General features: G+C 74.7%; 4 protein-coding genes. 3 read left to right on the top strand and 1 reads right to left on the bottom strand.

Annotation, left to right across the window (positions count from 1 at the left end):
• A partial coding sequence (locus E1283_RS33500; protein ID WP_243745282.1) for an OPT family oligopeptide transporter occupies window positions 1-1642 on the top strand: 1642 nt, incomplete at its 5' end.
• Window positions 1643-1727: 85 nt separating this feature from the next.
• Window positions 1728-2432, top strand: a complete 705-nt coding sequence (locus E1283_RS33495) for an AroM family protein (protein WP_132821932.1) — start codon at window positions 1728-1730, stop codon at window positions 2430-2432.
• Window positions 2433-2442: 10 nt separating this feature from the next.
• Here the strand turns inward: E1283_RS33495 and E1283_RS33490 are convergent, their stop codons facing one another.
• Window positions 2443-2940, bottom strand: a complete 498-nt coding sequence (locus E1283_RS33490) for a MarR family winged helix-turn-helix transcriptional regulator (protein ID WP_132821931.1) — start codon at window positions 2938-2940, stop codon at window positions 2443-2445.
• 94 nt (window positions 2941-3034) lie between these two features.
• Here E1283_RS33490 and E1283_RS33485 point away from each other — a divergent pair.
• A partial coding sequence (locus E1283_RS33485) for a methyltransferase domain-containing protein (RefSeq protein ID WP_132821930.1) occupies window positions 3035-3792 on the top strand: 758 nt, incomplete at its 3' end.

Here is a 3792-nt window from a genome sequence, read left to right as displayed (position 1 = left end):
GTCCCCCGCCGCCCCGCCGCCCGCGGCGGGGAAGGTCGCCCGGCACCCGCGCGCCTTCGAGCCCGTCACGCTGCTGCTCACCGTCCTGATGTCGGTGCTCGGCGCGCTGATCGGCATCGTGCTGATCACCTCGCTCGGCATCTCCCCGAACACCGCCGTGATCGGCGCGCTCGTCGCCATGCTGGTCGGCCGGATCCCGGTCGCCATGCTGGCCAGGATGCGTGACCAGAACCGGCAGAACCTGGTCCAGTCGGCGATATCCGGCGCCACCTTCGCCGCCGCCAACTCCCTCCTCACCCCGATCGCGGTGCCCTTCGCACTCGGCCGCACCGACCTCGTCTGGCCGATGCTCGGCGGCGCCGTGATCGGCCTGGCCGTCGACAGTTGGGTGCTGTTCCGGGTCTTCGACTCCAGGCTGCTGCCCGCCACCGGCTCCTGGCCGGCCGGCATCGCCGCCGCCGAGACCATCAAGGCCGGCGACGAGGGCGGCCGCCGCGCCGCGATCCTCGGCGCGGGCGCGATCGTCGGCGTGGTCGGCGCGTTCTTCAAGCTGCCCACCAGCGCCGCCGGCGTCGGCTTCCTCGGCAACATCTGGGCGCTCGGCGCCTTCGGCACCGGCCTGGTGGTCGCCCAGTACAGCCCCGACCTGCTCGACGTGAACCTGACCGCCGAGCGCGTGCCGCACGGCGTGATGATCGGCGCCGGCCTCGTCGCCCTGATCCAGGCCGTGCTGCTGATGCGCAACCGCCAGTCCCGCAAGGCGACCGCGGCGGCCGCCGCCCCCGAGCGGGACGACGTCCCGGGACCCACCGTCGACGCCACCGGGCTGCGCCGCGGCCTGCTGGAGGGCATGGGCCTCTTCGTCCTCGGCGCGATCTTCGTCGCCTTCGCCGGCGGCGTCGCCGGCGACCTGTCGGTGCCGGGACTGATCGGCTGGGTGGCCCTGGCCGGCGTGGCCGCGCTCGTCCACCAGCTGATCGTGGGCCTGGCCGCCATGCACTCCGGCTGGTTCCCGGCCTTCGCCGTCACACTGATCTTCCTGATCATCGGCCTGGCGCTGGACATCCCCACCGTGCCGCTGGCCCTGCTCGTCGGCTACACCGCCTCCACGGGACCCGCGTTCGCCGACATCGGCTACGACTTCAAGGCCGGCTGGCTGCTGCGCCGCCACGCCGTGCCGTGGCAGCCGTTCGAACTCGACGGCCGGCGCCAGCAGTACCTGGCCCAGCTGGTCGGCTTCGCGGTCGCGCTCGGCGTGGTCGTCATCGCCTGGCGGACGTTCTTCGAGGACGGCCGGGTCCCGCCGGTCTCCGAGGTCTACGTCGCGACGATCCAGACCGGCCTCGACCCTGACACCCTGCGCACCCTGGCGCTCTGGGCCGTCCCCGGCGCCCTGATCCAGCTGATCGGCGGCTCCTCGCGCCAGCTCGGCGTGATGCTCGCCACCGGCCTGCTGGTGGCCACCCCCGACGCCGGCTGGATGGTGCTCGGCGCGCTGGCCGTCCGCAAGCTCTACACCTGGTGGCGCGCCCGCGCCGGCCAGTCGCCCGAGGACGCCGAGAACGACCTGTCGCTGGTCGGCGCGGGCCTCGTCGCGGGCAGCTCCCTCAACGACGTCGGACAGGTGGCGAAGGCACTGTGAGCGACGAACGCGCGGCCACCGGGCCGCGGACCGCGACGGCGCGCGACCTTCGCCGCGCGGTCGGAGAAGCGAACGGAAAGATGCTGTGAGCAGCCCCGCCCTGGGACTGGTGACGATCGGCCAGGCGCCGCGCGCCGACCTCCGCCCCGACGCCGAGCCGCTGCTCGGCGGGGTGCGGATGGTCGAGCACGGCGCGCTGGACGACGACCGCTTCGACGACCCGGAGACCCGGCGCCTGGTGGCGCCGGCCCCCGGCGAGCCGCCGCTGATCTCCCGGCTGCGGGACGGCGGTTCGGTGCTGCTCGGCCACGACGCCCTGGTGCCGCGCCTGGAACGCGCGGTCGCCAGGGCCGAGCGGGACGGCGCCACCGCCACCCTGCTGCTGTGCACCGGCCACTTCCCCGCGGTGCGGTCGAACCGGCCGCTGCTCTACGCCGAACCGCTGGTGCAGCGGGCGGTGGCGGCGATCGTCGGCACCGACCCGGTGGGCCTGGTGTGCCCGCACCCGGACCAGGCGGCCGACGTGACCGCGCGCTGGTCCGAGGCGCTGCCCGGCTCGCCGGTCAGGGCCGCGGCGGCCAACCCGTACGCGCCGGAGGACCGGGCCCTGGCCGAGGTCGCCGCGGCGGCCGAGACGCTGGCCGCGGCGGGCAGCCGCTGGCTGGTGCTGGACTGCATCGGCTACACGGAACGGATGCGCACGGCCGCCGCCGAGGCCGCCGGCCGCCCCACGCTGCTGGCCCGCGCGATCGCGGTCCGGCTCGCCGCCGAGGTCGCGGCGGCCGGCTGATCCCGGCGGCCTAGGCCGGAAGGTTGTCGAAGGGCGCGGTCAGGGCGCGCAGCAGCCCTCCGAGCTGCTGCCGCTCGGCCGCGCTCAACCCGCCGAGCAGCGCCCGCTCCTGGACGAGCAGCCCGGCGAGCGCCGCGTCCGCGTGACGCTTGCCGGCCTCCGTCAGCCGGACCAGCACCCCCCGCCGGTCGTTCGGGTCAGGCTGCCGCTCGACCAGGCCCCGCTTGGCCAGCCGGTCGATCCGGTTGGTCATGGTGCCGGAGGTGACCAGGGTCTGGGTGAGGAGCTGCCCGGGAGAGAGCTGGTAGGTGCCGCCGGCCCGACGCAGGGCGGTGAGGACGTCGAACTCCCAGGGCTCGAGGTCGTGTTCGGCGAAGGCCAGCCGCCGGGCCCGGTCCAGATGGCGGGCCAGCCTGCTGACCCGACTGAGCACCTCCAGCGGCTCCACGTCGAGATCGGGACGCTCGCGGCGCCAGGCCGCGACCAACCGATCAACCTCGTCCTCCATGCGATCAGTCTAGTTGTTCTGTCGACATGAAGTCTCACGGCGTGAAGCATCATGACATCAAGCTTCTTGACGTAGAGATAACTGGCCGGCCAGTATGGCCCGCATGGCACACCACTGGGACCCCGGCCAGTACCAGAAGCACGCCGGCCACCGCGCCCGACCGCTGATCGACCTGCTGGCCCGCGTGCCACCGCTGCCGGCGGCCGCCCCGCGCGTCGCCGACCTCGGCTGCGGCCCCGGCGCCCCCAGCCTGATCCTCGCCGACCGCTGGCCCACCGCCCACATCACCGGCTACGACAACTCGCCCACCATGCTGGCCGAGGCCACCCGGCACGCCGGCCCCACCGAGGGCGGCGGCGGCCTCGACTTCGCCGAGGCCGACCTGGCGACCTGGCAGCCCGCGCCCGGCGAGTCCTTCGACCTGATCGTCTCCAACGCGGCACTCCAGTGGGTCCCCGGCCACGTCGGCCGCTTCCGCGACTGGATCGACGCGCTCACGCCGGGCGGCGTGTTCGCCTTCCAGGTCCCCGGCAACTTCGCCGCCCCCAGCCACGTCCTGCTGCGCTCCCTCTGCGAGGGCCCCCGCTGGCGCGCCCGCCTCGACGGCGTCCTCCGCCACGCCGACATCGTCCAGCCCCCCGAGGGCTACTTCACCACCCTCGCCTCCCTCGGCTGCGCGGCGGACGTCTGGGAGACGACGTACCTGCACGTCCTGCACGGCCCCGACCCCGTCCTCGACTGGGTGAAGGGCACCGGCCTCCGCCCCGTCCTCGACGCCCTCGCCGACGACCCCGAGGCCGGCGACGCCTTCCTCACCGACTACCGCACGGCCCTCCGCACCGCCTACCCGCC

Source organism: Streptomyces hainanensis, from assembly GCF_004348415.1.
In the GTDB taxonomy this organism is placed as follows: Bacteria; Actinomycetota; Actinomycetes; order Streptomycetales; family Streptomycetaceae; genus Streptomyces; species Streptomyces hainanensis.
The sequence above is the reverse complement of the archived record's forward strand: the minus strand, read 5'-3'. Positions and strand labels throughout refer to the sequence as shown.